At 62.5% G+C, this 26688-nt stretch carries 22 protein-coding genes and 1 tRNA gene; 14 read left to right on the forward strand and 9 right to left on the reverse strand.

Annotation, left to right across the window (positions count from 1 at the left end; all coding sequences use genetic code 11):
- The first annotated feature begins 1 nt into the window (after position 1).
- Genes rsmD through CGLAUT_RS05645 form a run of 3 tightly spaced genes read left to right on the forward strand, consistent with a single transcriptional unit; the run spans position 2 to position 1806 of the window.
- Positions 2 to 583 (forward strand): 16S rRNA (guanine(966)-N(2))-methyltransferase RsmD, encoded by a 582-nt coding sequence (gene rsmD, locus CGLAUT_RS05635; protein WP_290187042.1) that lies wholly within the window; start codon positions 2 to 4, stop codon positions 581 to 583.
- The gene (coaD, locus tag CGLAUT_RS05640) at positions 584 to 1060 is read left to right on the forward strand and encodes a pantetheine-phosphate adenylyltransferase (protein WP_095659867.1); all 477 of its coding nucleotides are present in this window, start codon (positions 584 to 586) and stop codon (positions 1058 to 1060) included.
- Complete coding sequence (locus CGLAUT_RS05645) at positions 1057 to 1806, forward strand: sulfite exporter TauE/SafE family protein (RefSeq protein ID WP_343898697.1); 750 nt, start codon at positions 1057 to 1059, stop codon at positions 1804 to 1806. Before coaD ends, CGLAUT_RS05645 begins: the two co-directional genes overlap by 4 nt.
- On the opposite strand, the gene CGLAUT_RS05650 is transcribed toward CGLAUT_RS05645, so the two are convergent.
- The 3 genes from CGLAUT_RS05650 to CGLAUT_RS05660 are packed head-to-tail and all read right to left on the reverse strand — an operon-like array spanning position 1807 to position 4428.
- Entirely contained in the window at positions 1807 to 2580 is a 774-nt protein-coding gene (locus CGLAUT_RS05650; protein ID WP_290186854.1) for an amino acid ABC transporter ATP-binding protein, read from the reverse strand.
- A 4-nt stretch (positions 2581 to 2584) separates the two neighbouring features.
- Entirely contained in the window at positions 2585 to 3514 is a 930-nt protein-coding gene (locus CGLAUT_RS05655; protein ID WP_290186856.1) for an amino acid ABC transporter permease, read from the reverse strand.
- A complete protein-coding gene (locus CGLAUT_RS05660) occupies positions 3511 to 4428 on the reverse strand; it encodes an ABC transporter substrate-binding protein (protein ID WP_290186858.1) in 918 nt (305 codons plus the stop codon). The genes CGLAUT_RS05655 and CGLAUT_RS05660 overlap by 4 nt, the downstream gene beginning before the upstream one ends.
- Positions 4429 to 4671: 243 nt before the next feature.
- Between CGLAUT_RS05660 and CGLAUT_RS05665 the strand changes: the two genes are divergently transcribed.
- A complete protein-coding gene (locus CGLAUT_RS05665) occupies positions 4672 to 6114 on the forward strand; it encodes an HNH endonuclease signature motif containing protein (RefSeq protein ID WP_290186860.1) in 1443 nt (480 codons plus the stop codon).
- Positions 6115 to 6187: 73 nt separating this feature from the next.
- Here the strand turns inward: CGLAUT_RS05665 and CGLAUT_RS05670 are convergent, their stop codons facing one another.
- Positions 6188 to 6667 carry a hypothetical protein gene (locus CGLAUT_RS05670; protein ID WP_290186862.1) on the reverse strand — a complete coding sequence of 160 codons (480 nt, stop codon included), beginning with the start codon at positions 6665 to 6667 and terminating at the stop codon, positions 6188 to 6190.
- Between the two features lie 209 nt (positions 6668 to 6876).
- On the opposite strand from CGLAUT_RS05670, the gene CGLAUT_RS05675 reads away from it, so the two are divergent.
- The 3 genes from CGLAUT_RS05675 to polA all read left to right on the forward strand — a co-directional run bounded on the left by CGLAUT_RS05675 (position 6877) and on the right by polA (position 10430).
- Positions 6877 to 6953 (forward strand) — tRNA-Leu (locus tag CGLAUT_RS05675).
- Positions 6954 to 7043: 90 nt separating this feature from the next.
- Positions 7044 to 7769 (forward strand): PAQR family membrane homeostasis protein TrhA, encoded by a 726-nt coding sequence (gene trhA, locus CGLAUT_RS05680; protein ID WP_290186864.1) that lies wholly within the window; start codon positions 7044 to 7046, stop codon positions 7767 to 7769.
- 15 nt (positions 7770 to 7784) lie between these two features.
- Positions 7785 to 10430, forward strand: a complete 2646-nt coding sequence (gene polA, locus CGLAUT_RS05685) for a DNA polymerase I (protein ID WP_290186866.1) — start codon at positions 7785 to 7787, stop codon at positions 10428 to 10430.
- Positions 10431 to 10748: 318 nt separating this feature from the next.
- Here polA and CGLAUT_RS05690 read toward each other — a convergent pair whose 3' ends face one another.
- Positions 10749 to 11504, reverse strand: a complete 756-nt coding sequence (locus CGLAUT_RS05690; protein WP_290186868.1) for a class I SAM-dependent methyltransferase — start codon at positions 11502 to 11504, stop codon at positions 10749 to 10751.
- A gap of 211 nt (positions 11505 to 11715) precedes the next feature.
- Between CGLAUT_RS05690 and rpsA the strand changes: the two genes are divergently transcribed.
- The 6 genes from rpsA to CGLAUT_RS05720 all read left to right on the forward strand — a co-directional run bounded on the left by rpsA (position 11716) and on the right by CGLAUT_RS05720 (position 17466).
- Positions 11716 to 13194, forward strand: coding sequence for a 30S ribosomal protein S1 (gene rpsA / locus CGLAUT_RS05695; protein WP_290186870.1), 1479 nt, complete (start codon positions 11716 to 11718; stop codon positions 13192 to 13194).
- 72 nt (positions 13195 to 13266) lie between these two features.
- Positions 13267 to 13863: a dephospho-CoA kinase gene (gene coaE / locus CGLAUT_RS05700; protein ID WP_290186872.1), complete on the forward strand. Its 597-nt coding sequence runs from the start codon at positions 13267 to 13269 to the stop codon at positions 13861 to 13863.
- Positions 13864 to 13975: 112 nt separating this feature from the next.
- Positions 13976 to 14329 (forward strand): DUF4259 domain-containing protein, encoded by a 354-nt coding sequence (locus CGLAUT_RS05705; RefSeq protein ID WP_290186874.1) that lies wholly within the window; start codon positions 13976 to 13978, stop codon positions 14327 to 14329.
- A gap of 36 nt (positions 14330 to 14365) precedes the next feature.
- Positions 14366 to 16471: an excinuclease ABC subunit UvrB gene (uvrB, locus tag CGLAUT_RS05710; protein WP_290186876.1), complete on the forward strand. Its 2106-nt coding sequence runs from the start codon at positions 14366 to 14368 to the stop codon at positions 16469 to 16471.
- A gap of 23 nt (positions 16472 to 16494) precedes the next feature.
- A complete protein-coding gene (locus CGLAUT_RS05715; RefSeq protein WP_095659881.1) occupies positions 16495 to 16953 on the forward strand; it encodes a universal stress protein in 459 nt (152 codons plus the stop codon).
- A 66-nt stretch (positions 16954 to 17019) separates the two neighbouring features.
- The gene (locus tag CGLAUT_RS05720; RefSeq protein ID WP_290186878.1) at positions 17020 to 17466 is read left to right on the forward strand and encodes a universal stress protein; all 447 of its coding nucleotides are present in this window, start codon (positions 17020 to 17022) and stop codon (positions 17464 to 17466) included.
- Here the strand turns inward: CGLAUT_RS05720 and CGLAUT_RS05725 are convergent.
- From CGLAUT_RS05725 to CGLAUT_RS05735, 3 genes are all read right to left on the reverse strand, one after another.
- Entirely contained in the window at positions 17456 to 19651 is a 2196-nt protein-coding gene (locus CGLAUT_RS05725; RefSeq protein ID WP_290186880.1) for a HelD family protein, read from the reverse strand. The two genes, CGLAUT_RS05720 and CGLAUT_RS05725, sit on opposite strands and share 11 nt — an antisense overlap.
- Before the next feature lie 116 nt (positions 19652 to 19767).
- Positions 19768 to 20892, reverse strand: a complete 1125-nt coding sequence (locus CGLAUT_RS05730; RefSeq protein WP_290186881.1) for a DoxX family protein — start codon at positions 20890 to 20892, stop codon at positions 19768 to 19770.
- 108 nt (positions 20893 to 21000) lie between these two features.
- A complete protein-coding gene (locus CGLAUT_RS05735; RefSeq protein WP_290186882.1) occupies positions 21001 to 21612 on the reverse strand; it encodes an MBL fold metallo-hydrolase in 612 nt (203 codons plus the stop codon).
- Positions 21613 to 21715: 103 nt separating this feature from the next.
- On the opposite strand from CGLAUT_RS05735, the gene uvrA reads away from it, so the two are divergent.
- Positions 21716 to 24571, forward strand: coding sequence for an excinuclease ABC subunit UvrA (uvrA, locus tag CGLAUT_RS05740; protein ID WP_290186884.1), 2856 nt, complete (start codon positions 21716 to 21718; stop codon positions 24569 to 24571).
- On the opposite strand, the gene CGLAUT_RS05745 is transcribed toward uvrA, so the two are convergent.
- Positions 24534 to 26417 (reverse strand): DUF2339 domain-containing protein, encoded by a 1884-nt coding sequence (locus tag CGLAUT_RS05745; protein ID WP_290186886.1) that lies wholly within the window; start codon positions 26415 to 26417, stop codon positions 24534 to 24536. The two genes, uvrA and CGLAUT_RS05745, sit on opposite strands and share 38 nt — an antisense overlap.
- Between the last annotated feature and the right edge of the window lie 271 nt (positions 26418 to 26688).

Genomic DNA, 26688 nt, shown 5'->3' on the forward strand with positions numbered 1-26688 from the left:
ACTGACCCGCATCATCGCCGGCGAGGCCCGGGGCCGAAAGATCAAGGTCCCGCCAGAGGGCACCCGCCCCACCTCCGACCGCGCCCGCGAAGGACTCTTTTCCTCGCTCCAGGTGCGTTTCGGTTTCGCTGGCCAGCGGGTCCTGGACCTCTTCGCCGGTTCGGGCGCGCTCGGTCTCGAGGCCGCCTCCCGCGGCGCGGAAGAAATCGTCCTCGTGGAAAACGACCCGAAAGCCGTCCAGATCATCGAGCACAACGCCTCCGTCGTCGGCCACCCGAACGTGCGCATTGAGCCGGTCAAGGCCTCCGCCTACGTCGCCCGCGCCCCGCGCAAGCACTTTTCCATGGTGCTCGCCGACCCACCCTACGACCTCGCGGACGAGGCAGTCGCGGAAATGGTCGAAGCACTCAAGCCATTGCTTGTCGACGGCGCCGTGGTCGTTGTCGAACGCCATCGCGAGAGCCCCGAAACCGCTTGGCCCCCGGAGTTCACCCCAACCGGCCAGAAGTTGAAGAAGCGGCTGTACGGTATCGCCAGGATGGATATGGCCGTCTACTCGGATCCGGATGAAGGAGATGACTAAGTGACTACCGCAGTGTGCCCCGGTTCGTTCGATCCGATCACGAACGGCCACCTTGACATCGTCACCCGCGCCACCCGCCACTTCGACGAGGTCATCGTGCTGGTCACCGGCAATCCCACCAAAACCTCGGGGCTTTTCACTATCGACGAGCGCGTGGACCTGATCCGCGAAGTCACCGCCGACAACCCCAAGGTTCGAGTTGACCATTGGGGCGGCCTGCTCGTCGATTACACCACAGCGCACCACATCACCGCGCTGGTCAAGGGGCTGCGGTCCTCGTTGGACTACGAGTACGAGCTTCCGATGGCGCAGATGAACCGCCGCCTCAGTGGCGTGGACACGTACTTCCTGCTTACGGACGAGAAGTACGGCTACATTTCGTCCTCGCTCACCAAAGAGGTAGCGAAGTACGGCGGGGACATCACGGGGCTGGTTCCCGACATCGTTCGCGAGGCGATTGCGAAGAAGTTCGGGTGAGCTTGACCCTTGCCGGTGTCGGCGCATCGGTCGCGCTCGGCGCCGCACTGCAACGCATCTCCGGCATGGGCATGGGGCTCATCGCCGCGCCCATCCTCGCGCTCCTACTCGGGCCTATTGACGGAGTGTTGGTGGTCAACGTCATCGCCGTCATCAACGCTGCTCTGAACACCCGCAGCATGCGTGCGGACATCGACTGGAAGAAGTTCGCACCGATCGCAGCAGCTTTGATCCTCGGCGTGATTCCGGGCACCTGGGTGATCCCACGTGTGTCCACCGACGCACTCCAGGTGCTCATCGGTGTACTTCTGATCATCGCGCTCAGCGTTGTCACCCTTGGCAAACGCAAAGTGCCCAACGTCGAGGGCGTGGTGCCCGCGGCGATCGCCGGCGCGGTCGGGGGTTTCATGAACACGCTGTCCGGCGTGGCCGGGCCCGCGATCACCGTCTACGCCCAGGCCGCGCGGTGGGATCAACGCATGTACGCGGCGACGCTGCAGCCGATCTTCTTGGTCGCCGGGTCGCTGTCTTTCGCCGGCAAGGAAATCTCCGGCGCCGCCGATATCGGTACTATCGACCCCGCCATCTGGGTCGGTACCCTCGCTGGCCTTGTGGTTGGCGTAATCGTCGGCAAGCAATTGGCTCCGAGGGTGCCGAAAGAGCGAGCCCGCCGGATCGCGCTCAGCTTGGCGTTCCTCGGCGGGCTTACCGCGCTGGTGCGCGGCGTCATCGGGCTGGCTAGCTAGTTAGAACAGGGTCGAGAGGAACGCCTGCGTGCGCTCGTGCTGCGGGTTGTCCAGCACCTCGGCGGGGGCGCCCTGCTCGGCGATGTGGCCGTCCGCCATGAACACCACGTGGTCCGCCACCTCGTGGGCGAACGCCATCTCGTGGGTGACCACCAACATGGTCATGCCCTGAGCTGCGAGGTCCTTCATCACTCGCAGAACTTCCCCGACAAGCTCGGGGTCGAGGGCGGACGTGGGTTCGTCGAAAAGCATGAGCTTCGGGTCCATGGCAACCGCACGAGCGATTGCCACGCGCTGCTGCTGACCGCCTGAAAGCTGGATCGGGTACGCATCCGCCTTCGACTCGAGTCCGACCATGGCCAGCAACTCCATCGCGCGCTGCTTGGCCTGCGCCACCGGCTGTCCCTTGACGTGCACGGGGGCTTCGATGATGTTCTCCAGCACCGTGCGATGGCCAAACAGGTTGAAATTCTGGAACACCATGCCAATGTCGCGGCGCTGCTTGGCGGCATCCTTCTCACTGATCTCGTGGAGGATGCCGCCGCGCTCGTGATAACCGATGAGCTCGCCGTCGACGTAGAGGCGACCGGCAGTGACCTTCTCGAGGTGATTGACGCAGCGCAATAACGTGGACTTACCGGAACCGGACGGGCCGATGATGCAGGTCACTGTGCCGGGCATGACCTCGAGGTCGATGCCCTTGAGCACGTCGAGATTGCCGAAGGATTTCCAGACGTCGACCGCCTGAACCATGGGAGTGTGCTTCACGGTCATGTTCCTAGCGTCCTTTCTGCTGGGGCTCATCGACAATCTGCACGTTCTGGGGGATCGTGCCTTCCGCGTCCGCGAGGCTGGCCAGCTGGCGCCTGGTGAGCTGGCGAGTCGCGCCCTTTTCAAAGTGCTGTTCTAGGTAGTGCTGGCCCACCATCAGGAGCGAGGTGATGGCCAGGTACCAGGTCGCGGCGACCAGCAACATCGGCACCGGCTCGAAGAGTGCGGCGGCGATGTCCATGGAGCGGCCGTACAGCTCCAGGGAGTATGGCACGGCGACGACAAGCGATGAGGTCTTCAGCAGCGAGATGAACTCGTTGCCGGTGGGCGGGATGATGATGCGCATCGCCTGTGGAAGCACCGTGCGGCGCATGGTCTGGGACCAGCTCATGCCCAGTGCCTTCGACGCCTCTACCTGGCCTTCCGGCACCGACGAGATGCCCGAGCGCACGATCTCGGCCATGTACGCCGCCTCGTTCAGGCCGAGGCCCACAACGGCGAGCATGAACGCCGACGACGTGAACGGCTCGAGCGAAACTTCGGCGAAACCCAGGTTGATCGAGTCGTAGATCGCGCCGAGCAGACCCCAGAACATCAGCTGCACGTACACCGGTGTGCCGCGGAAGACCCAGAGGAAGATCCACGCAATGGATTTGAACACCGGGTTCGGGCTCATCCGCATGACAGCCAAGATCACGCCGCCGATCACACCAATGATCATCGCGAGAACGGTGATTGCGATCGTGTGGCCGGCGGCCGTTGCGATGCGGGTGTCAAACAGGTACTGGAAGTAGGTGTCCCACCCGTACGCCTCGTTTCGGGCGGCGCCGATGACGAACCAAACCGCCAGTGCGATCAGCACTGTGGCGAGGATCCAGCGACCGGGGTGGCGCAGCGGCTTAGCCTCGATGCGCTCGGGGCGTGTGCGGGTACTCATTGCGTTGCCTCCCTGTACGGCTGCTCATTGATCATGGCCTCGTCGAGGAGGCCGCTTTCTACGTTCCATTGGTCCAAGATTCGCTGGTACTCCCCGGTGTCGATAAGGTGTTGCATCGCCGCCGCCATCGCTTCGGCGAGGCCGGAGTCTTTCTGCACCGCGAAGCCATACGGTGCGGCATCGAACATTTCCCCAACCAGCTCTAGCTCACCGTCGGAGCGCTGCGCAGCCCACGCCGTCGCGGGGGAGTCGGCGCTCAACGCATCGGCGCGTCCCACAAGCGCGGCCAGCGCAGCGTTGTCAGACGTGTCGAAAGACAACACGGTGAGCGGCTCCTCGCCGCGCGCGATGCACTCATCGTTCTTCGGGCGGACATCGTCGGTTTCCGAGACAGTGGTGCGCTGCACTGCAACAATCAACCCGCACGGATTCTCGGGGTCAACCCCGCTTCCTGGTTGCGAGGCCCACTGGATACCGGCGTAAAGGAAGTTGACAAAGTCGAAGCTCTCGCGGCGCTCCTCGGAGTCGGTGAACCCTGACATCCCCGCGTCAATGCTGCCCGCCTGCACGGCTGGCATAATCATCGCAAAATCCATCTCAGAAGGCTGGAACTCCAAGCCCATCACGCTCGCCAGAGCGCGCCCCAGATCCATCTCCAGGCCGATCAGAGCACCCTGCGAGTCCTTGAACTCAAACGGAGCGAACGGCGGATTCGTCCCCGCCGTCAGCGTGCCCTTCGCCGCCACCTCAGGCGGCACCATCGCGGCGATCTCCGGCACGGCATCAGGAGTGGCTGGTTCCCAGCCCTCAGGGTTTCCGCCCTCGGCGTTGGTCACACACCCAGACAGCAGCGCAGCGGCCGCCACACACACCGCGGCCACCCGTCGCCGAGGTGCTCCAAATGTCAACTGCATATTTTTCTCTCGAGTCAATAAATTCGTCTTCCTGCATCGTAAACCCCAATCGGGAGGTCGGAAAATTCGCCATTGCTTAACGACGGATTCCGCGTCGCAGAATCACCTCGTCCTCAGCCTTGTAGCGCGCTGCCAGCCCGCCGAGCAGACATACGCACATATGTTCGAACGCTTAGATGGCTTTGTTGGAGTCAAGTTCTATGCTGGCGACACGTTCAACTCAATTGGGGGAAATTTGCCGTCATGACTACCACGCTTGCCAGCCCACCTGATTCCCGTGGACGCCTGATTGTCGCTCAAATCAAGCACAACCACCGGAAATCAAACACTGTTCGCGCTGAACTCCTCGACCTGATCGCCGATTTCGATGAGTTGGATCTCGCGAGATCATTCGGTGCGAGCAGCACGGCCAGCTGGCTAGAGCGTGAGCTGAGGTATCCCACATCCACGGCATACGAGTACGTTTCCGTTGCCAGAAAACTACGGGTCTACCGGGGTCTTTTTCACTTCTTCCGGGCCGGAGTGATCGATTACACCACAGTGCGGTTTCTGCTTCGCTACGTCAACCACGAGAACCAGGACCAGCTCATCGAACTCGCCACAACTCTCTGCTTCGCGGAACTCGAGAAGGCGCTCGCCGGAGGGGAAACCGACAAAGATAAACCCGATGCCCCATTCTTCAATGCCCGCAAACGCAAGGATGGGTGTCTCGAAGGCGACTTCCTGTTGCCACCCGTAATCGGTGAAGCGTTGCTTGCCGCGTTGAAGATCGCGCAGCTCGCCGCAGAGGGCATCACTGATAGCGGAGAAGCCATCGACAGTGATGCCTTCATTGCCGAACTGGTTAACGCATTGAATGGGGCGGAATCCGATGATCCAGACACTGACGGCGAAGAACCAGAAAAGGAACCAGAAGAAGCCGGCGGTTTTGATATCGGCTTCGATGACTTCGAAACAGATGCTGCGGGAGACGACCAAGAGAGCTGGAGTGAAGAGGTAAACCTGGGCCCTGGCCCAGAAATCGAGGAAGCCTGCCCCGGTGAACAGACGAAACGCTCCAGCGAGATCTCACTTCGCACAATTCGCGGATTGCCCTCGCGTTACGGTCCGCCAGTCAAAGCTGATATGTATGACGCGTTCGTCACCATGATCAACATGGTCCGCACCTTCCCGCATCCGGCAACTCGGGCACCCGGGGCTCAAGTGACCGTCATGCTCACTGAAGACGGCAAAGCATGGATGCCGTCAAACCCGCAGGCCCCGTCGAAGGTGGTACAGAGCTACGTCGCCAATGCGATGGTCCGCGGGCACCTGTTGGACTCCAGGGGCCTGACCATGCACTTCGGACGCTCGCGCCGGTTTGCCAGTGACGGTCAAATTCAAGCGCTGCTTTCAGTATGGGGGCACCAATGCGCGATGCCGGGGTGTACCCACTCCAGATTCCTCGAGATCCACCACATTCGCGAATGGGCGGAAGGCGGCAAAACTGATATCAGCAACCTGATTCCGCTGTGCTCGAGTTGCCACTCCAAAGTGAGTCACGGCATTGCCAGGATCGTTGAAAACGGACCGGTGCTCGAGTTCAGCTTTCTTGACGGCTCCAGGTTCATCTCCACCAATCGGAGCCTGCCCGAATCGGCATCATTCGAACTCATCGAGCATCGCGACGACCCCTCGTTCGCGTAGTTTCCGCGGCGCAGAAAATTCTGCGAGGCAGAAAAAGTTCTGCGAGGCGGAATTGGAATCCAAGCGGGGGAGCCTAACGCTGAACGGTTCGCAAACCGCGCATGAGCAGCTCGATGAGCTGGCCAACGACCATGGAGCCGATTGCGATAGTCAGCATGACCGAGGTTGCCTGGCTCGAGCCGCGAGAGCTCTGTGCCCAGTCGCCTTCGGTGAGGCCGTTGAACATCATCGACGAGCCTTGCAGTTCTTGTTTGCTCAGTTCGATCGGGTTGACCGTGTTCGGGATCGACGACCCGCGTGCCCAAGCAATGGCAGCGTCGCGAGCTGGACCCGGTTCCATGCCCTTAGCGAGGTCGAGGAACATGTCGGAGCTGCTCACGGCCTGCAGTGGGTTGCCTTCCGGGTTGGTGCTAAGCGGATCATTCGTCGGATCCAGCTTCAAGTCGCTTGACGACGACGCCTCCTTAGTCTGCGCCGAAGCCACTGGCAGGGCGGTAACAGAGGAGGCGATGAGTGCCGTGGCAACGATGCTGGAAACGAAAGATTTACGCATAGCCGAAATGATATCCGGCTAGGTCCGAAATCGCTGAATCCCTCAACGGCCCGCATCCATTGCTCGGAGCATTTGCTAAACGACGGCTGGTCCGTAGTGCCTGCCTCGCGGATTTTCGCCAGGGGGTACGCGGTGCTGACCTCCCCGAACCCCAGAACGCGCAGGCGATTACGCGGGTTCCGGGCGCTGCGCTAAACTCTTTTGCCATTGCCCCAGTAGCCCAATTGGCAGAGGCAACGGATTCAAAACCCGTCCAGTGTGAGTTCGAGTCTCACCTGGGGCACCAACAGTTTCCCCTACCGCTCGCGCGTTGTTCGTGGTTGACTTTTCGTGGCTGAGTGATGCCCGATATAGAAGCACCGGAAGGCGGGGAGCCTTGACAGTTACGGAAACGAATCGCCGCGAGCTGCAAGCTGGGCAGGTCGAGCGTACATACATCGTCGCGGACCGCGGGGAGCGTCCGGTGACACGCGGGTGGTTCCACGTCGGTGCGACGATCGCGTTCGCCCTCGCCTCGACCGTGTTGATTACGTTTGCCTGGATGACGCTACGGTGGCCAGAGGCGCTCGGCGTGACCATCTACGGCGCGGGCATCATCACGCTATTCGGGGTCTCCGGGATGTATCACCGCTGGCCGTGGCGTTCAGCATCCACGGTGCAGTGGTGGCGCCGCACCGACCATGCGACCATCGCCGTCTTCATCGCGGCGACATATACGCCGCTGTGTGTGATCGCCTTCGAACCGCGGACCGCCGGGATCATGCTTGCCGTCGCCTGGGGCGGTGCGATCCTCGGCGCGATCCTCAACTTGGTGTGGATCAATCACCCGCGCTGGCTCGACCTCGTGGTCTACATTGGCCTCGGCTGGATCATTGTGCCGCTCGTGCCCACCCTGTGGGCTGGAACTGGCCCGGTGGTGGTCACCCTGATCTTCCTCGGCGGGGTGATCTATACCCTCGGCGCGCTGGTCTACGGCTTTAAATGGCCTGGCCGCCAAGCGCGCTACTACGGCTACCACGAGCACTTTCATACCGCGACCATCGTTGCCGCGATCTTGCACCTTGTCGCTATCTGGATGGTGGTTGTCGCGGCAAGCAACTAGCTAGACTGGTCGGCCATGACCACTAAGCGCCTCCTGCTTATCGACGGCCACTCAATGGCCTTCCGAGCCTTCTACGCCCTGCCGGTGGAAAACTTCTCCACTTCGGGCGGCCAGCACACGAACGCCGTTTACGGCTTCCTTTCCATGCTGGCCAACATCCTCGCGGAGGAGCAACCGACTCATATGGCGGTCGCCTTCGACGTTGGGCGCAAGACCTTCCGCACAGAGAAGTTCCCCGAATACAAGGCCCAGCGTGAGGCCGCACCGCCGGAGTTCAAGGGCCAGGTGCCGATTATCGAGGACCTGCTCGGCAACCTCGGCATCGTCACGCTCAGCAAGGAAAACTACGAAGCCGACGACATCCTCGCCACCCTCACAACAGAAGCCAAGCAGGAGGGGGATTTCGAAGTCATCATCGTCACCGGAGACAGGGATTATCTTCAGCTTGTCGACGGCTCGACCACCGTGCTTTACCCAACCCGCGGCGTCTCAACCCTTACCCGCTTCACACCGGACGAGGTTGAAAAGAAGTACGGCCTGACGCCCGCGCAGTACCCGGATTACGCCGCGCTGCGCGGGGATCCGTCGGATAACCTGCCCGGCATCCCGAAGGTGGGGGAGAAGACCGCGGCGAAGTGGATCACACAGTACGGGACTCTCGACGGCCTCATCGAGCATGCGGACGAGATCAAGGGCATGGCTGGTGAGAACTTCCGTGAGCGCATTGACCAGGTGCGCTTAAACCGCGAGCTGACCCAGATGGTGACGGATGTTGAGCTGCCCGTGGGGCCGAACGAGCTGCAGATGAAGCCGGCTGAGGTGGGTGTGGTCGCGGAGGCGTTCGACAGCCTCGAATTCGGCACCAATCTGCGTGAGCGTGTGCTGGCGTCCGTCGAGACGACCGGCGAGGTGCCCGAGAACGCCGACACCGTCGAGCTGCCGGACGTGGTCGTCGAGGATGCGCCGCTTGATGAGTGGCTCGCCGCCCGGGAGGGCGAAGGACTCGCTCTGTATCTTTCCGGCACTCCGACGCCGGGGCAGGGGGATGTCGTGGCGCTCGCAGTCGTCGATAAGCAACGAAAAGCTCTGCAACGAGATGCGAGCGACCTTTCTCCGAGCGAGGATGCGGCGCTGAAAGCGTGGGCGGAGTCGAATGCGCCGAAGTTCCTGCATGAGGCGAAGGCGGCGTTTCATATGCTGCAGGGACGTGGGATTACGCTGCACGGCATTGCGCACGACACGGCGATTGCGGCGTATTTGCTGCGGCCGGGGCAGCGCACGTACGCGCTCGAGGATGTGTACCAGCGGCATTTGAAGAAGCAGCTGGTCATCGGCGGCGATCAGCTGAGCCTGCTGGGTGATACGTCGTTGACTGATGCCGCGGCCGCGGTGATGGAGCTTTCGGCGGCGTTGGCTGAGCAGCTGCGTGAGATCGACTCCTATGAGCTGTACGCCGACCTCGAACTGCCGCTGATCAGCATTCTTGCCGAGATGGAGCACGCCGGCATCGCAGTCAACCTCGAGGTGCTTGAGGGGTTGCACAAGGACTATGTGCACAAGGTCGCGCAGGTCGAGGAGGAGGCTCGCTTGCTTGTCGACGAGCCCACGTTGAACCTCTCCAGCCCCAAACAGCTCTCGGTGGTGTTGTTTGACAAGCTCGACCTTCCGAAGACGAAAAAGACGAAGACTGGGTACTCGACGGCCGCGGGCGAAATCGAGGCGCTGGCGGAAAAGCACCCGCACCCCTTCCTGGATCACTTGCTGGCGCACCGCGAGTATCAGAAGATGAAGTCCACGATTGAGGGCTTGATCAAGACGGTGCAACCGGATGGGCGCATCCATACGACGTTCAATCAGACGGTGGCTTCTACTGGGCGTCTGAGCTCCGCTGAGCCGAACCTGCAGAATATTCCGGTGCGTACGGAAGCGGGTCGGATGATCCGCTCGGCGTTTGTGGTGGGTGAGGGGTACGAGTGCCTGCTGACGGCTGACTACAGCCAGATCGAAATGCGTGTGATGGCGCACCTGAGCCAAGACGCGGGGCTGATCGAGGCCTACCGGGCGGGGGAGGACCTGCACAACTTCGTGGGCTCGCGTGTGTTCGACGTGCCGATTGACCAGGTGACGCCGGAGCTGCGCCGTCGCGTGAAAGCGATGTCCTACGGCCTGGTGTACGGGTTGTCGGCGTTTGGTTTGTCGAACCAGCTGAACATCCCTGCGGGCGAGGCGAAGCAAATTATGGAGGCGTACTTCGAGCGCTTCGGTGGAGTGAAGCGCTACCTGGACGAAGTGGTGGAGCAGGCGCGCCGCGACGGCTACACCTCGACGGTGTTCGGGCGCAGGCGCTACTTGCCTGAGCTCACCTCGGACAACCGGATCGCACGCGAGAACGCGGAGCGCGCGGCGTTGAATGCACCGATTCAGGGCACGGCGGCGGACATCATCAAGGTGGCGATGATCCGGGTCGATCAAGCGCTGCGCGGGTATGCATCACGCGTGCTGCTTCAGGTGCACGACGAGTTGGTCGTGGAGGTTGCGCCCGAGGAGTTGGATGAAGTGCAGGCGATTGTAGAGCGCGAAATGGACGGTGCGATCGATCTGCTTGTCCCGCTCGAAGTGTCCGCCGGCACCGGGTCGAACTGGGACGAGGCCGCGCACTAACTGAGCCGGGAAATGCTTCGAGGCGGGTAGCCGCGGACCCGGTCCCGCACTACCCGCCTCGAATGCGGCTACCCACCCAGATGCCGCACCCCCGGTACTTCCTATTCACTTTTCCCTCAGGTCTCCCTCCCGAGGCGGCTCCGGATCCGCGCGGTGTTCCGTAGCTAGTGTGAATGCTAAAGAGACCATAAGAATCTGTCTATCGGAGGCTGAGGATGTCCCGTATGTAGGTCGGGTTAGGCTCGCCGGAAAAGTTATGAATTAGCAGGGTTAACGTAATCGTTTCGTGATGTTGGAAGGGGGTAAAAATCGGGGGGTCTAGCCAGAGTTGAAAGTTACGAAAATTGCGGTACCTGGGAAGAGGGCGCCGCGCTCGGGGGACCACTGGCCCCAGGTTGTGGCGAGTTCCGCGGGCCACTGCGGTTCGATGACATCGGCGAGCCAGAACCCCGCCATGCCGAGCGCGCGCACCCAGTCGCCGAAGGTGCGGTGGTACTCCGCGTAGGTGAGCTGGCCCGCCTCATTGTGCTCCTCGTAGACGCGGTCAAAATAGCTGATCTCGGCGGTCAGGGAGGTTGGATCATCGGGGAAGATCCAGCGCATTGGGTGAGTGACGGAGAAGACGAACCGCCCGCCGGGGCGCAGTACACGCGATACTTCGGCAAATGGTGCGTGAATGTCCGGAACGAAGGGCAGCGCACCGAACGCCGAGAATGCTACGTCGAAAGCGTTGTCGCGAAATGGCATCTGCAAAACATCTGCTTGGACCAGGGCGGGACCGGCGTCGGCGCGGCGGAGCATCTCGGCCGAAATGTCGAACGCTGCGACAAACCCGGCGCCGTCTCGAACGAGCCATGAGGCGCAAGGGGCGGAACCGCAGCCGATTTCAAGGACCGCGGCGGAGGAGACGTCGCCAAGCAAGCGGAGCTCCTGCTCGCTGAGCATTTCCGGCGACCAGTAGAAGCTGCTGAGATACTCTGAATGCTCCGCGTGGTAGCGCTGGGCATCGGCATCCCAGAACGCGCGATTCGCCTGGGATGGTGAGCGACCGAAACTGCTGCTTGGCTCGGACATCGGCGCGCCGGAACTCCTTCGAACTTGTTTTGCTTTAGCTGGGAAGATTCACTACTCTTTCAGGGGCGTATCTATGCGTCGGGGTGGCTAAAGCCGTAATAGGAGGGCTTTGCTGTTCCAGTCGTGAGATCGTATCCCGAGGTTAAGCTTAGGTTCGAAAGATGCGCTTCTGTCAATCACGATCTCCTATTTCTTCGGAGCACATACACTTATGCGCACATCCAACGCACCACAGGTAGCCATCAACGATATCGGTGGCCCTGAGGAATTTCTCGCCGCAGTTGACGAGACCATCAAGTACTTCAACGATGGCGACATCGTCACCGGCACCGTGGTCAAGGTTGACCACGATGAGGTGCTGCTCGACATCGGTTACAAAACCGAGGGCGTCATCCTCACCCGTGAACTTTCGATCAAGCACGACGTCGACCCGGATGAGGTCGTTGAAGTCGGCGACGAGATCGACGCACTTGTCCTGACCAAGGAGGACAAGGAAGGCCGCCTCATGCTGTCCAAGAAGCGTGCGCAGTACGAGCGCGCGTGGGGCACCATCGAGGAGCTGCAGGCCAACGACCAGCCGGTTACCGGTACCGTCATCGAGGTTGTCAAGGGCGGCCTCATCCTGGACATCGGCCTGCGCGGCTTCCTGCCGGCATCGCTGGTGGAAATGCGCCGCGTGCGCGACCTGGATCCGTACATCGGCCAGGAACTCGAGGCGAAGATCATCGAACTGGACAAGCACCGCAACAACGTGGTCCTGTCCCGCCGTGCCTACCTGGAGGAGACCCAGTCTGCGGTCCGCTCCGACTTCCTGCACCAGCTGCAGAAGGGCCAGGTCCGCAAGGGCGTCGTGTCCTCCATCGTCAACTTCGGTGCCTTCGTGGACCTTGGCGGTGTTGACGGCCTGGTGCACGTTTCCGAGCTGTCCTGGAAGCACATCGACCACCCGTCCGAGGTTGTCACCGTTGGCGACGAGGTCACCGTCGAGGTGCTCGACGTCGATCTCGACCGCGAGCGTGTGTCCCTGTCGCTGAAGGCGACCCAGGAGGATCCGTGGCGCGTCTTCGCACGCACCCACGCTGTGGGCCAGATCGTGCCGGGCAAGGTCACCAAGCTCGTGCCGTTCGGTGCATTCGTGCGCGTCGAAGAGGGCATCGAGGGCCTCGTCCACATCTCCGAGTTGGCTCAGCGCCACGTTGAGGTGCCGGACCAGGTTGTCAATGTCAACGAAGAGGTCATGGTCAAGGTCATCGACATCGACCTCGAGCGTCGTCGTATCTCCCTGTCGCTGAAGCAGGCGGACGAGGACTACAACGAGGAGTTCGATCCGTCCCGCTACGGCATGGCAGACTCCTACGACGAGCAGGGCAACTACATCTTCCCGGAGGGCTTCGACCCGGAGACCAACGAGTGGATGGAAGGCTTCGAGGAAGCTCGCCAGGAGTGGGAAGCACGCTACGCCGAGGCAGAGCGTCGCCACCAGGCCCACACCGCGCAGATCGAGCGTCACCGTGCCGCCGCCGCAGAGGCAGCAGAGCAGGGTGGTGCAGCAGAGCCGACCGAGTACTCCTCTGAGACCGGTGCCGCAGCTCCGTCGGCATCCGGCGAGGGCAATGAAGCTGCACAGGGCGGTTCTCTCGCATCCGACGAGCAGCTCGCCGCACTTCGTGAGAAGCTCGCAGGCAACTAGAGCGTTCGCTTAGCGACGGCCCGGGTCCCCGCAGTGGGGCACGGGCCGTTTGCCTTTGCTAGCGTTGCCGCCATGAAGCGAATCGGACTCACGGGCGGCATCGGCAGCGGTAAATCGACGGTGGCGGCAATGCTCGCCGACGCTGGGTTCACCATCGTGGATGCGGACCAGATTGCACGCGACATTATGGCCCCGGGGTCTCCCGAGCTAGCGCGGGTGGCCGACGAGTTCGGCCACGACCTGCTTGACGCCGATGGCGTGTTAGATCGTGCCGAGCTTGCCCGCCGAGCGTTCGGGTCGGAAGAAGCGACGCAGCGGCTCAACTCGATTACGCACCCCGCTATCCGGGAGGAAGCGCAGCGGCAGTTTGTCACTGCGGAGGCGCGCGGGGATGAGGCAGCGGTGTACGACATGCCCTTGCTGGTGGAGCAGGGGCTGCACGAGCTTATGGATCTCACCGTCGTAGTAGATGTCGATCCGGAAGAACGCGTACGCCGTCTCGTTGCTTCTCGCGGACTCGACGAGGCGGACGCACGTGCGCGCATCTCGCGCCAGTTCGACGACGCCACGCGGCGCGCCGCCGCGGACGTGGTCATCGACAACAACGGTCCGAAGGACGCGCTTGCTCCGCAGGTCGAGGCGTTGATCGCGCAGGCCCGTGCAGAATGAGCAAAAGCTGGATTGCAAACAATAGTTTGCAACCTGAAGTGTTTGTTTTGGACCAACGACATTTACCGGAGCTTTAAGTTCTATTCACTTCCGGGTTCTACAGTCCCCGCCTATGGGAACGTGGGACACCGGACCGTTTGATAACGACCCCGCTGCTGAGGCCGTCGCAAAGCTTGCAGACGGCACGTTCCGCATGGACCAGTTCCGATTCGAGTGCGGCCGCGGTCCGCTGGGCACAGATGAGGCGGAGTCGGTCATCGCGCTTGCGGCGGTGCTGAATGGCCATATTCCGGCTGAAGATGCGGCCGGTGCGCTCGACTTCCCGTTCTCGGTCGACGACCGCCGCTGGATTCGGCGCCACGCGGCGAAGGTCACGTCCCCGGGCGGCTCTGAGCTCTACGAGCTGTGGGCCGAAGCCGGCGAGCTTGAGGAGTGGCTGGAGGCCACCCGCAAGTACGCCAGCTAGTTTTTCTGATCACGTTGTTCTCCTAGACTGAGCTGCATGGCTTTTGCTGCAGAACACCCCGTGCTCGCGCATTCAGAGTTCCGCCCGGTCGGCGAGATCGAACGGCGCGAGAAACGGTTCGAGGTCATCTCCGAGTACGAACCGTCGGGGGACCAGCCGGCGGCCATCAAAGAGCTCGACGCGCGCTTGCGCCGCGGTGAGGAGGATGTCGTGCTTATGGGTGCCACCGGTACCGGTAAGTCCGCGACCGCGGCGTGGCTGATCGAGCAACAACAGCGCCCGACCCTGGTGATGGCGCCGAACAAGACCCTCGCCGCGCAGCTGGCCAACGAGCTGCGGCAGCTACTGCCCAACAACGCCGTCGAGTACTTCGTCAGCTACTACGACTACTACCAACCCGAGGCCTACATCGCGCAGACCGATACCTACATCGAGAAGGACTCGAGCATTAACGACGACGTCGAGCGCCTCCGCCACTCCGCGACGTCAGCGCTGCTCAGCCGCCGCGATGTCGTGGTGGTTGCCTCAGTCTCGTGCATCTACGGCCTGGGCACCCCGCAGAGCTACCTCGATCGCTCCATTGTGCTTCGGGTCGGCGAGGAGGTTGAGCGGGACAGGTTTTTGCGCTTGCTTGTCGACGTCCAGTACGAACGCAATGACATCGACTTCAAACGCGGTGCGTTCCGCGTCAAAGGCGACACCGTCGACATCATTCCCGCGTACGAAGAGGTTGCGGTGCGTGTGGAGTTCTTCGGCGATGAAGTGGATTCCCTGTATTACATCCACCCGCTGACGGGCGACGTCATCAGCCAGGAGGATGAGGTCCGTATCTTCCCGGCGACGCACTACGTAGCCACCGACGACCGCATGGAGCGCGCCATCGAAGACATCAAACTCGAGCTGGCGGACCGTCTAGAAGAGCTGGAGAACCGCGGCAAGCTGCTCGAGGCGCAGCGCCTCCGCATGCGCACCGAGTACGACCTCGAAATGATCCAGCAGGTCGGCTTCTGCTCCGGCATTGAGAACTACTCGCGCCACATGGATGGACGCCCGGCGGGCTCGGCACCGGCAACGCTCATCGACTACTTCCCGGAAGACTTCCTCACCATTATCGACGAGTCCCACGTGACGGTTCCCCAGATCGGCGGCATGTATGAAGGCGATATGTCCCGCAAGCGCAACCTCGTCGAGTTCGGCTTCCGCCTGCCAAGCGCAGTGGACAACCGGCCGCTCACCTTCGACGAGTTCGAGGCGCGCGTGGGTCAGACCGTCTACATGTCCGCGACCCCGGGTGACTACGAGCTCGAGGCCTCCGGAGGCGAGTTCGTCGAGCAGGTGATCCGCCCGACCGGTCTGGTGGACCCGAAGGTCACGGTGCGCCCGACGAAGGGCCAGATCGACGACCTGATTCACGAGATCCGCGAGCGCGTGGAGCGCGACGAGCGCGTCCTGGTCACTACCTTGACCAAGCGCATGGCCGAGGATCTCACCGACTACTTCTTGGATAACGGGATCAAGGTCCGCTACCTGCACTCCGACATCGATACCCTCCAGCGCGTCGAGCTCCTGCGTCAGCTGCGCCTAGGCGAGTTCGACGTGCTCGTGGGCATCAACCTGCTCCGCGAGGGCCTCGACCTGCCGGAGGTCTCGCTGGTGGCGATCCTCGACGCGGACAAGGAAGGTTTCCTACGTTCCACGAAGTCGCTGATCCAGACGATCGGCCGCGCCGCACGTAACGTGTCCGGCGAGGTCATCATGTACGCCGACAGCGTCACCGAGTCGATGCAGGAAGCGATCGACGAGACGGAGCGCCGCCGCGAGAAACAGCTGGCGTACAACAAGGAGCACGGCATCGATCCGCAGCCGCTGCGCAAGGCCATCGCGGACATCTTGGACCAGGTCTACGAGTTCGAGGGTGGCGAAGCCGACGCCAAGGCTGGGGGAGATGGCGCTGAACGGATCGTCGAAAAGCGAGACGCTTCGAACATGGCTTCCGACGAGGTGCAGAAGCTTATCGACGACCTGACTAACCAGATGGCTGCTGCCGCCCGCGAGCTGAAGTTCGAGCTTGCGGGGCGGCTGCGCGACGAGATCGCGGACCTGCGCAAGGAACTGCGTGGTATGAAAGAAACTGGCAACTAAAACGCAGGAAAGCTGGTGTTCTCATGCACTCTTACACATCGATCGCCGTAGGCACGGACGGCTCGGAAACCTCGCTGGTGGCGGTGCAGACGGCGGCAAGCCTAGCGCGGGTTTACGGTGCGACGTTGACCATTATCTGCGCGTATTATTCCGCGTCTGGCTCGATGCTCAACTCCACCAACGCGGAGATCACCCAGATTGACACCGTGTCCGAGGCGGGCGCGCGGGAGATTCTGGCCCGCGCGAGGGAGATCGCCGAGCAGGAGCAGGCGCCGAGCATCAAGCTGGATGCGAAGGCTGGTCAGCCGGCGAACGTCCTCGTGGAATCTGTAGCGGAGCACGAGGTTGACTTGCTGGTGGTTGGTAACCGGGGCATGCGCTCCCTTGCGGGCCGTGTGTTCGGCAACGTTCCTGGCAACGTGGCCAAGAAAGCCCCGGTTGACGTGATGCTGGTGGATACCAGGGTGGAGGGACACAACTAACCCCGACGGACTACACTCAGATTCGTCCTTAGTACATATTCACTACCCGGAAAGGTCTTTGACGACATGGGTTCTTACTACAACACCATCGTGGTCGGTTCGGACGGCTCCAAGTCCTCGTTCCTCGCCGTCGAGCGTGCCGCCAAGATGGCCGAGGCGTTTGGTGCCACGCTGGTGATCGGCACCGCGTACTACCGCTCCGAGGAGGACGCGTCGAAGTCCCTGCGACAGGACTCCGTGACCATCCTGGGCGATGACGAGGCGCTGAAGAACCTCGAGGCCGCTGCTGACCACGCCCGCGCCGCTGGTGCGAAGGACGTGGAGACCGCAACCCGCCCGGGCACCCCGGTCGAGGCGCTTATGGCGATTGTGAACGACAACAACGCTGAGCTGCTCGTGGTGGGTAACCGTGGAATCAACTCCCTGACCGGCCGCCTGCTCGGCTCCGTGCCGGCCGATGTCGCACGTCAGTCCGACTGCGACGTGATGATCGTCCACACGGTTACGGAGTAAGCTCCCCAATCACCGACAGGGTCTGCGTGGCCCGGGTGACTGCAACGTAGAGGTCTTGCCACCCTTGTGGCGAGGCCTCAACGATTTTCTGAGGGTCGACCACAATCACATGGTCGAACTCGAGGCCCTTCATTTCCGCGACATTCTCCGCCGAAATAATCGCGGTCAGTCGGCCATCCAGGCCCGCACGCACCGTCTCTGGGTCGGTTCCAAGGGGGAAGTGGGCCACAGGAACGCCAGTAGAGCGGATGCTTATCGACGAGCTCTTGGCAGCGCCACTTTGTTCCAGCACCGCATCGGCGTACTCCATGATCTCCGCGGGGGTGCGGTAGTTCACCGTGAGTTCGTGGAGCCGGTAGCGTTGCGCCACGAAGGGCTCGAGGGTGGTGCCCCAATCGTCGGTACCGGCAGGCGACGAGGTCTGGGCGATGTCGCCGACCAACGTCATCCAGCGCGACGGGCAGCGCCGGAAGACCATACGCCACTCCATCGGCGAGAGTTCTTGGGCCTCGTCCACGATCACATGACCGTACGCCCACGTCTGATCTTCGCGTGCGCGCTGCGCCGTGGAGCGGATGTCCCGCACCCGCTGGCGCGACGCGAGCGTCTCAGCGTCGATCACGTCTGCTGCCGAGAGAATCTCGGCCTCGAACTGGTCGTCATCGTTGTCGGTTGCTTCTGAGGACGCGAGAATGTCCAGCGCGTCCTCCGCCTCGGCGACCTGACGGCGCCATTCCTCTTCCTCGCGACGGCGCGTTTCCTCCGCGTCGTCGATACCGATGAGCACCGCGAGCTCATCGATGAGAGCAGTGTCCGAAGGAGCGAAAGGCTCGCCGGGCGCGCGGTAGAGCGCGTTTTGCGTGTAGTCGTCGTAGTCACCCGCGGCCTCGACGATCCGGTCGTGATCGGTGAGTAGCGAATCGAGCACTTGGGTTGGGGAGAGCAGTGGGAAGTGGTCGTCGATAAGCACTTGCACCTGCGGGTGCTCTGTTAGGTCGTCGTGCAGCTGGTCAACGTCAGCGGCGGACAGCAGGTTTGCGCCGCCAAGCGGGTCTTCGCCGATGCGAACAGCGAGGGCTTCGGCCAAGAGCTGGGTGAGTTCCTCCGCGAACACCGCGCGAGCGGGATTGTGCGGTTTGCGCGAGCGGCGCGTACGGGTGCGGGCGGCCTTGACCATGGCGGGCGTGGCTTCGATTTTGACGCCGTCGATGTCGAGGGGCACTGGGTGCTGCGGAACCGTCTGGTACGCCTGCACGGCGCGCTTGAGAATGGTCACCATCTCCGCAGACCCCTTCACCTCGCGGGCGGCGGCGGACTCCGCGCTCCGCAGCGCGCGCGGGGTGAAGCCAGGCACGAGGTTTTCCAGTGTCGAGAGCACGACGCCGGTCTCACCGAGTTCAGGCAAAACCCTGGAAATGTAATCCAAGAACGTGTCGTTGGGGCCGATAATGAGGACACCCGTGCGTGAGAGCTGTTCGCGCCACGTGTAGAGCAGGTACGCGACGCGGTGCAGGGCGACCGCAGTCTTGCCGGTGCCGGGCCCGCCTTGGACCACCATCACGCCGCGGGTGGAGTCGCGGATGATTTCGTCCTGCTCGCGCTGGATAGTCTCCACAATGGATTGCATGTGACCTGTGCGAGCCTGGTTCATCGCGCGGCGGAGCGCAGCCTCGGAGCCGACGTTGGTCTCTAGCGGTTCAGTACCGTCACCAGAGAGCACCTCATCGTCGACCGCAGTGACGGCGCGCCCGCGCATCCGGATGTTGCGGCGGGTTTCCACACCTTCAGGGTTCGCGGTCGTGGCGAGGTAGAACGGGCGAGCCTGTGGCGCGCGCCAGTCCAGGAGTAGGGTGCGGTAGTTGTCGGCGCGGTCATCGATGCCCATCCGGCCGACGTATCGCCGGTCGAGGTCGACCCGGTCTGGAACTGGGTTGGACGGATCCTTATCCGCGACATCGACGCGGCCGAACACAAGCCCGATCTCGGCAATTCCGAGCTGGTCGAGTTTCGCGTTCAAGGAGTGGTACTCCGTCTCGCGCCGCACAAGCGCATCCGCGTCGGGGTTATCGGGGTCTACGTCGGCCTGCACCGCAGCGAGTTTTGCCCGGGCAGACTCGACCTCGGCGCGGAGGTGATCGAAGAGCACGTCGACGTAGGCCTGTTCTTGCTCTACCGGATTCGTCATCTCATGCTCCTTACTTTGTCAGCCGGATATTCCACCGTACTCATGCGAAACGGCCCCGTCCGCTGGGGTATTCCCAGGGGCGAGGCCGTCGGTGTGCCGCGAGGCGAACCCGGCGCTTAACCGAGCTTCTTCTGTGCCTTCTTCACTGCCTTCTTGGCCTTGCGCTCAGCCTTGTTGACCTTGCGCTTCCACTTGCGGCGCTGGTACCAGCTGGGGGACGCGTCGAGCTTGTCCCAAGCGTGCTGGAGGTTATCCACTGCATCTTGTGCGTTGCCCTGGACCTTGGAGGTCGCCTTGTTCACCTTGCGCTTCGCCTTGAACTTGTCCAGGCCGGACGGGCCAAGATCGTCGAGGGTGTCCTGCAGATCGCCCACGACGGAGTTGACCTGGCGCTTCGCCTTGAACTTCTGCACGCGGGACGGGGTGATCTCGTCCCACGCATCGGAAGCCCAGTCGCGTAGATCGTCGGCTGCACCGGATGCCTTGCGCTTTGCCTTGAACTGGTCCAGCTTGCTCGGCTTCAGGTCGTCGTAGGAGTCCTGCAGCTCACCCGTTGCATCGTCGAGCCAGTCGCCAGCGTTGGACAGGAACTTCGAAGTCTGCTTGCGTGCGTCGCCGATGAAGTCCTGGGCGGCGCCGCCAGCCTTGGAAGCAGCCTTCTTCCAGTCACCCTTGTTGTCGTCGATGTACTCGCCGACCTGGTCGGTGGTGTCAGAGAACCAGCCGCCTGCCTTGGACAGGGCCTTCTCGGTCTCGGACTGGGTCGGCAGCGCCTGCTGAACGTTCTTGCGCGCGACCTTTGCGGCGTTCTGTGCGCGCCACTTCATATCCGGCTTACCAGCGGTATCGACGGTTGCCAGCAGCACGCCACCGGTCAGGGCGAGGTCGGTCAGTGCGCCGGCCTGACGGCGAGCCTTCTCATCTGCGTCATCGGTGTCCCAGAAGGCGTTGCGGCCTGCAAGGGAAGCAACGGAGGTTGCGGTGAGCAGCGCTGCCGCGGTGCGCGGGGCCTTGCCCAGGGCGAACAGGGAGCCGGCACCAGCCTTCACACCGCCGATGATCTGCGCCGCGGTCTCCGGATCCTTCGGGATGAAGGCGCGGTACTGGCGGGGCAGCGCAGCGCGAACCTGGGTGAGCACGCTTTCGGCACTCTCTTTCTGGCCAGCGGGGTTGAGCACCGTGCTCACGCCGTCGATGATGAACACCGACGCGAGCATCGGGCGCGCGATCTTGCGAATCATTCTCTAACCAATCCTTTTCATCGAAACGTGGCAGTTTTGAAAAGCCACTACGCCGTCCACTGTAGACATTTCCTTCTGTCATCGTGGGAAGAGTTGCGCCGGGATGTGTTACCAGCGGCGCTCCCACCACTCATCGAGGTGTGGCCGCTCGGCGCCAATCGTGGTCGGCTTTCCGTGGCCGGGGCGAACGACGGTTTCGTCCGGGAAGCGGTCGAAGAACTTTTCTTTCACATCAGTGAAAAGCCGGACGAAGTCACCTTCGGAAGAGGTCTTGCCGAGCCCACCCGGAAACAGCGAGTCGCCGACGAAGAGGTTCGGCTCGCCGTCGATGAGCGCGGCAACGCACGCACCCCCCGGAGTGTGGCCCCGCAAGATGGCCACTGGCAACCGCTCACCGGCGAAGGCGATGTAATCGTCGTCCTTGAGCTCGTGGTCGACCGGAGCCGGCAGGGCCGGTGCGTCGAGGTGAGATGCCCAGTGCGTTGCGTTGGTCGCCGCGAGGACCTCCTCGAGAGCCCTCGTGTGGTCGTGGTGGCGATGCGTGGTCAAGACGTCTGTGATGGTGACACCGTTGTCGGCCGCGAGTGACAGAAGTGCTGGGGCGTCGTCCGCGGCGTCGATAAGCAATCCTTGCTCTCCCGAGATGAGGAGGTAGCAGTTGTTGTCCATGCTGGAAACCGCGACGTGGGCCATCTGGAAGCTGGGGGGAGAGGTCTTCATGCAGCCCACGTTAGTCACGCGGAATACCTCGGGGGCGGGCCACGTTGGTAGGTTCATTGGGGGCGAACATGGGATGAACTGACAAGTAAGGACGTAAACCTTCGTGGCTGAGCGGCTCACAGTGCGCGGTGCGCGCCAACACAACCTCAAAGGCATCGACGTTGACCTGCCTCGCGACAAAATGGCCGTGTTCACGGGCCTGTCCGGCTCCGGCAAGTCATCCCTGGCATTTGACACCATCTTTGCGGAGGGCCAGCGACGCTACGTTGAGTCCCTGTCGTCGTACGCGCGCATGTTTCTCGGCCAGATGGACAAGCCCGATGTGGATTACATCGACGGGTTGTCGCCGGCGGTGTCGATCGATCAGAAGTCGACGAACCGCAACCCGCGCTCGACGGTGGGCACGATCACGGAGATCTACGATTACCTTCGTTTGCTGTATTCGCGCGCCGGCACGCCGCACTGCCCGGTGTGCGACGCGGTGATCGACCGTCAAACGCCGCAGCAGATTGTGGATCAGGTGCTGGAGCTAGAGGAACGCACGAAGTTTCAGGTGCTCGCGCCGATCGTGCGCAAGCGCAAAGGCGAGTTCGCCGACCTGTTCAAGGACCTTGCGGCGCAGGGGTACTCGCGTGTCAACGTCGACGGTGAGACCTACCAGCTCACCGAACCGCCGAGGTTGGAAAAGCAGGTCAAACACAATATCGACGTGGTGATCGACCGCCTCACCGTGAAGGCGAGCCAGAAGCAGCGCCTGACCGATTCCGTGGAGACGGCACTCAAGCTTGCCGACGGCCTCGTGGGCTTCGATTTTGTCGACCTCGATGCCGATGATCCGGATCGCGTGCAGATTTTCTCCGAGAAGATGGCGTGCCCGAACGGCCACAAGTTGGACGTGGAGGAGTACGAGCCGCGCGCCTTCTCATTCAACTCTCCGTTCGGCGCCTGCCCGGCGTGCGACGGGCTCGGCGTGCGCAAGGAAGTGGACATCGACCTTGTGATCCCGGATCCGGACGCGCCGGCAGTCGACGCGTTTCAAATCTGGAACTCCAGCCCGAACAAGGGCTACTTTGCCAAGCTCATCGAAGCCCTGGCGAAGGAGGAAGGTTTTGACGCCAACGCGCCGTTCAGCTCGCTGACCAAGACGCAGCAGAAGCACCTCGTGTACGGCTCGAACACGAAGGTGAGCGTGCGCTACAAGAACCGCTACGGCCGACAGCGTTCCTTCACTGCCGCGTACGAGGGCGTGATTGGCTACCTCGAGCGCAAGATGGAGCAGGCCGAATCCGACGCGCAGAAGGAACGCCTGCTGGCGTACACCCGCGAGATCCCGTGCCCGACGTGCAACGGCGCGCGTCTGAAGCCGGAGATCCTGGCGGTGCGCCTGGATTCCACCACGCACGGCGAGAAGTCTATCGCGGGGTTGACGGAGCTCTCGATCGAGGACGCTTCTGAGTACCTGGACAACTTGGTGTTGGGCTACCGCGAAGAAATGATCGCCGGCGCGGTGCTGCGTGAGATTCAGGCGCGCCTGCGCTTCCTCCTCGACGTGGGCCTTAATTACCTCACGCTCGCGCGCTCCGCGGGCACGCTGTCCGGCGGCGAGGCGCAGCGCATCCGCCTGGCCACCCAGATCGGTTCCGGCCTGGCGGGCGTGCTTTACGTCCTCGACGAACCGTCGATTGGCTTGCACCAGCGCGACAACCAGCGCCTCATCGCGACGTTGAAGAAGCTCCGAGACCTGGGCAACACCCTCGTCGTGGTTGAACACGATGAGGACACCATCCGCGAGGCGGACTGGCTCATCGACATCGGCCCGCGCGCCGGCGAGTACGGCGGGGAAGTGGTCTACCAAGGTGAGCCGGCCGGCATCGAGAAGGCGAAGGATTCGCTGACCGGGGATTACCTGTCGGGTCGGAAGAAGATTGAGGTTCCTGAGGAACGACGCGGCGTCGATAAGCAACGAAAGCTCCGTGTTGTCGGCGCGCGCGAGAACAACCTGGACAACGTGAGCGTGGACATTCCGCTGGGTGTGCTGGTGGCGGTGACCGGAGTGTCCGGGTCCGGTAAGTCGACGCTGGTGAACCAGATTCTGGCCAAGAGTCTGCAAAACCAGCTCAACGGGGCGCGGCAGGTGCCGGGCCGCGTGAAGAAGATCGAGGGCCTGGAGCACCTGGACAAACTGGTGCAGGTCGACCAAAGCCCGATCGGGCGCACGCCGCGCTCGAACCCGGCGACATATACGGGCGTGTTCGACAAGATCCGCAACCTCTTCGCAGAGACACAGGAAGCGAAGGTGCGCGGATACAAGGCCGGGCGCTTCTCCTTCAACGTCAAGGGCGGGCGCTGCGAGGCGTGCCGCGGCGACGGCACCATCAAGATTGAGATGAACTTCCTGCCGGACGTTTACGTCCCGTGCGAGGTGTGCCACGGTGCGCGCTACAACCGCGAGACCCTCGAGGTGCGCTACAAGGGCAAGAACATCGCCGAGGTGTTGGAGATGCCGATCTCGGAGGCCACCGAGTTCTTCGAGCCGATCACCTCGATCCACCGCTACCTGCAGACGCTTGTCGACGTCGGCTTGGGCTACGTCCGGCTCGGCCAGTCCGCAACGACGCTGTCCGGCGGCGAGGCGCAGCGCGTCAAACTCGCGGCCGAGCTGCAGAAGCGCTCCAACGGCCGCACGATCTACATCCTCGACGAGCCGACCACCGGCCTCCACTTCGAGGACATTCGCAAGCTCATGCTCGTGCTCAACGGCCTCGTTGAAAAGGGCAACACCGTGCTGGTCATCGAGCACAACCTTGACGTAATCAAGTCCGCAGACTGGATCATCGACATGGGCCCGGAGGGTGGATCCGGCGGAGGCACGGTCGTGGCGCAGGGCACCCCAGAGGAAGTTTCGCTTGTCGACGGATCCTTTACCGGCCAATTCCTGGCGGAGGTACTGGCCCGGTAGGTAGCGGCATCGGCGTCGTGGCTCGGCTGCGCGCCCGCAGCACAGAGACTGCGATAAGTAACAGGCCGGAAACGATGAACGCGAGCACGCGCGGGATGCCGCCGAGTGTAGAGAGGTCGAAGAGGACGAGCTTCAACGTGGCCGCGATTGCCAAGATGAGGCCGACAAGGAGATCTCCGTTTTCCCCGAAGAAGTCGCGGTGGGAAAGGAGAATCCACGCCGCGAGAGCAATCCACGTGATGGAAATCAGGGCGTGTCCGGCGTAGAACCCGGTTGTGGCCGCTTCCGGATTCTGGGGAGCAAGGATGCTCGCGGTATAGCTGGTCAGCGGGACTACCACCATCATGGAAAGTGGCAGGAGAGCGAGCGCCGCGGCGACGGTGAGCGGTTGGTTGAACCGCTTGATCTGGTTCCGCTGCAATAGGCACAGTCCCATAACTGCTGCGACGATGAGCGCTTGGACGGCATACGTCCAGTGTTCGAGGAATCGACGGTTGGCACCGGTCGATGCAGCGAGGAGTCCAGCAGAGGCGACAAAAGTGCCGTACACCCACACCGTGAACACGATGCCGTCGTTACGTGGACGGCGGCTAAGCATGAAGGAGACGGCGACGAAAGCAACCGCATAGGCGGCGAGGATTGAGAGCATCCGAATGAGCGCTTGGTCGGCAATGAACTGCATCGTCTGGCGCATATCAAGGATGCTGAGCGCGAGGGCGATCATCCACACCGCGCGAAGCGGGTCGACAACGGCGTGCGGGGCGCGGCGTGCGGGCGCACACTCGTACACCGCCCAAAGTATTGCAACGCACGCGGGTGTAAACCATCGCGCCCATCCGTCGAAGATAGACATTGAGACGCCGACGATGACGAGCGGAGCGATCAGGCCGCAGAACCAGTAAGACACCTTTGCCCAGCTGGAAATTTGCAGCTCTTGACGAGGGTAGAACGCCTCGCCAACAACGAAAGCCGCAGCGGCAAAGACAAAAAGGAGTGCGCGGAGGTGCTGGAACGGGTCGTCGACGAAGTAGGTCAACAACGTCCACCCAATCGCGTACACACAGATATTCAGCGCACCGAGCGCACGTATTGTCGCGGCGTCGCGTGGGTGGCGGGCGATGGGAAAGAACCAGGTGAGGCACGCCGCCGTGACCGGCGCGAGGAGAGTGAGGATGCCTGTGGGCAAGGGTGGGCCGAGAAAAGCCCAGTGGTAGGGCAGGATGACCACGAGCATGATCTTGAGCAGGTTTGGGATGCGGTGCCAGACGGCGATACCTGCAAAGGTGGCGAAGATCGCCACAACTGTGAATTCGGTGACTAGGTCGTCTGCGAACCACTCCAGCGGTGGATTGGATGCGTAGAAGGTCACGATCGTAGCGGTGATGAACCCGGTTGCGTATAGCGCGGTCACGCCGGCGGTGGCAGCTTGACGGTGGAACGCGAAGTAGCCGAGCGCGGTAAGGCCGACCGCGAGGATGTATCCCAACACCGCGATGCCCGCAGGACCAAGCAGCCCCGACTGGTAGGCAAGAGCGACTGCGAGGCTGACACCGATCACCGTAATGAGGGATCCAAGCACAGCGACCGTGCGCAGGACATTGCGCTCGCGTTGCTCCGGACGTGCGGGTGGTTTTGCGACCGGCTGCATGTTCTGGGGGGCCGGTTGGGCCGGCCGCGGCCCGGGTGGCGGCGGGGGAGCCGCCTCCCGCAGGGAGCGTTCGGTGAAATAGATGCGGTAGCGAAGGTCGTCGATACGCGATTGCAGCTCGCTGTAGGATCGTTGCAAGTCACCCAGCTCGCGCCGAGCACTGACGAGCCACTCTTCCTGGGGATTGCGTTCCGCCATACGGCAATTTAATCGCACCCCGGCCAATTGTGTCGGCTGATTTGGTTCAGCGAGGCAAGTGCGGTACCTTTAAATGCACTACCGCCCAGTGCACCTCCTCCAGGTGTGCGGGCTGCAAGTGGAGTTCATCCCACCCCACGCCGCCACCCGGCATAGTTCGAGTGGTTGGATACGGGTAAAGGTAGGGGGCGTAATCGTCGTCAAGCGAAAAGCCCCCTGTTTTTCGGAGAGCTCCCGCCGTGCGCATAGCGCGAGCGGGATTTTTTCGTGG

Origin of the sequence: Corynebacterium glaucum (assembly GCF_030408855.1) — a bacterium.
In the GTDB taxonomy this organism is placed as follows: Bacteria; Actinomycetota; Actinomycetes; order Mycobacteriales; family Mycobacteriaceae; genus Corynebacterium; species Corynebacterium glaucum.

Excerpts from the sequence above, each read along its gene's own strand:
- CGLAUT_RS05660 (WP_290186858.1), bottom strand. The coding sequence starts at position 4,428 with ATGCAGTTGACATTTGGAGCACCTCGGCGACGGGTGGCCGCGGTGTGT.
- CGLAUT_RS05735 (WP_290186882.1), bottom strand. The coding sequence starts at position 21,612 with ATGAAGACCTCTCCCCCCAGCTTCCAGATGGCCCACGTCGCGGTTTCC.
- CGLAUT_RS05725 (WP_290186880.1), bottom strand. The coding sequence starts at position 19,651 with ATGACGAATCCGGTAGAGCAAGAACAGGCCTACGTCGACGTGCTCTTC.
- CGLAUT_RS05650 (WP_290186854.1), bottom strand. The coding sequence starts at position 2,580 with ATGACCGTGAAGCACACTCCCATGGTTCAGGCGGTCGACGTCTGGAAA.
- polA (WP_290186866.1), top strand. The coding sequence starts at position 7,785 with ATGACCACTAAGCGCCTCCTGCTTATCGACGGCCACTCAATGGCCTTC.
- CGLAUT_RS05730 (WP_290186881.1), bottom strand. The coding sequence starts at position 20,892 with ATGATTCGCAAGATCGCGCGCCCGATGCTCGCGTCGGTGTTCATCATC.
- rpsA (WP_290186870.1), top strand. The coding sequence starts at position 11,716 with ATGCGCACATCCAACGCACCACAGGTAGCCATCAACGATATCGGTGGC.
- CGLAUT_RS05715 (WP_095659881.1), top strand. The coding sequence starts at position 16,495 with ATGCACTCTTACACATCGATCGCCGTAGGCACGGACGGCTCGGAAACC.
- CGLAUT_RS05655 (WP_290186856.1), bottom strand. The coding sequence starts at position 3,514 with ATGAGTACCCGCACACGCCCCGAGCGCATCGAGGCTAAGCCGCTGCGC.
- CGLAUT_RS05720 (WP_290186878.1), top strand. The coding sequence starts at position 17,020 with ATGGGTTCTTACTACAACACCATCGTGGTCGGTTCGGACGGCTCCAAG.
- uvrB (WP_290186876.1), top strand. The coding sequence starts at position 14,366 with ATGGCTTTTGCTGCAGAACACCCCGTGCTCGCGCATTCAGAGTTCCGC.
- CGLAUT_RS05665 (WP_290186860.1), top strand. The coding sequence starts at position 4,672 with ATGACTACCACGCTTGCCAGCCCACCTGATTCCCGTGGACGCCTGATT.
- coaE (WP_290186872.1), top strand. The coding sequence starts at position 13,267 with ATGAAGCGAATCGGACTCACGGGCGGCATCGGCAGCGGTAAATCGACG.
- CGLAUT_RS05670 (WP_290186862.1), bottom strand. The coding sequence starts at position 6,667 with ATGCGTAAATCTTTCGTTTCCAGCATCGTTGCCACGGCACTCATCGCC.
- CGLAUT_RS05705 (WP_290186874.1), top strand. The coding sequence starts at position 13,976 with ATGGGAACGTGGGACACCGGACCGTTTGATAACGACCCCGCTGCTGAG.
- CGLAUT_RS05745 (WP_290186886.1), bottom strand. The coding sequence starts at position 26,417 with ATGGCGGAACGCAATCCCCAGGAAGAGTGGCTCGTCAGTGCTCGGCGC.
- CGLAUT_RS05690 (WP_290186868.1), bottom strand. The coding sequence starts at position 11,504 with ATGTCCGAGCCAAGCAGCAGTTTCGGTCGCTCACCATCCCAGGCGAAT.